We start from the raw sequence: 1,492 nt of genomic DNA, 5'->3' as shown, positions 1-1,492 counted from the left end.
GCTGCTTCGCAACGCGACCAATCCGGGAAGAAGCAGTAATCTTGGTTGTGTGTATCACACACGAGCATCCAACCTGTCGCCTGGATCCTGCTCAGTGCCTTCGCACCGCGCCGATCTACAAGGCAGACTTGTTATAGGATCAAGCCTTACGGGCAATTAGTATCAGTTAGCTGAACGCATTACTGCGCTTACACACCTGACCTATCAACGTCCTGGTCTCGAACGACCCTTCAAGGGGATCTAGTCCCCAGGGATATCTCATCTTAAGGCGAGTTTCCCGCTTAGATGCTTTCAGCGGTTATCTCTTCCGAACATAGCTACCCGGCGATGCCACTGGCGTGACAACCGGTACACCAGAGGTTCGTCCACTCCGGTCCTCTCGTACTAGGAGCAGCCCCCTTCAAATATCCAACGCCCACGGCAGATAGGGACCAAACTGTCTCACGACGTTTTAAACCCAGCTCACGTACCTCTTTAAATGGCGAACAGCCATACCCTTGGGACCGGCTACAGCCCCAGGATGAGATGAGCCGACATCGAGGTGCCAAACACCGCCGTCGATATGAACTCTTGGGCGGTATCAGCCTGTTATCCCCAGAGTACCTTTTATCCGTTGAGCGATGGCCCTTCCATACAGAACCACCGGATCACTATGACCTGCTTTCGCACCTGCTCGACTTGTCGGTCTCGCAGTTAAGCACGCTTATGCCATTGCACTATCAGCACGATTTCCGACCGTACCTAGCGTACCTTCGTACTCCTCCGTTACGCTTTGGGAGGAGACCGCCCCAGTCAAACTGCCTACCATGCACTGTCCCCGACCCGGATCACGGGCCAAGGTTAGAACCTCAAACAAACCAGGGTGGTATTTCAAGGACGGCTCCACCGAAACTAGCGTTCCGGTTTCATAGCCTCCCACCTATCCTACACAGATCGGTTCAAAGTCCAATGCAAAGCTACAGTAAAGGTTCATGGGGTCTTTCCGTCTAGCCGCGGGTAGATTGCATCATCACAAACACTTCAACTTCGCTGAGTCTCGGGAGGAGACAGTGTGGCCATCGTTACGCCATTCGTGCAGGTCGGAACTTACCCGACAAGGAATTTCGCTACCTTAGGACCGTTATAGTTACGGCCGCCGTTTACCGGGACTTCAATCAAGAGCTTGCACCCCATCATTTAATCTTCCGGCACCGGGCAGGCGTCACACCCTATACGTCCACTTTCGTGTTTGCAGAGTGCTGTGTTTTTATTAAACAGTCGCAGCCACCAGTTTATTGCAACCCCTTCACCCTCTGCGCGCAGGCGCATCAAGCTACAAGGGCGTACCTTATCCCGAAGTTACGGTACCAATTTGCCGAGTTCCTTCTCCCGAGTTCTCTCAAGCGCCTTAGAATACTCATCTCGCCCACCTGTGTCGGTTTGCGGTACGGTCATCGTTAGACTGAAGCTTAGAGGCTTTTCTTGGAACCACTTCCAATTGCTTCGCTCCCTA

1 rRNA gene is annotated in these 1,492 nt (G+C 53.0%); it reads right to left on the bottom strand.

Going from position 1 to position 1,492, the window contains the following annotated elements:
• Window positions 1-135: 135 nt before the first annotated feature.
• Window positions 136-1,492: ribosomal RNA gene (locus BME24068_RS34745) — 23S ribosomal RNA — on the bottom strand; the annotation flags it as partial.

It is taken from the genome of Burkholderia anthina, assembly GCF_902498995.1.
GTDB lineage: Bacteria > Pseudomonadota > Gammaproteobacteria > Burkholderiales > Burkholderiaceae > Burkholderia > Burkholderia anthina.
The sequence above is the reverse complement of the archived record's forward strand: the minus strand, read 5'-3'. Positions and strand labels throughout refer to the sequence as shown.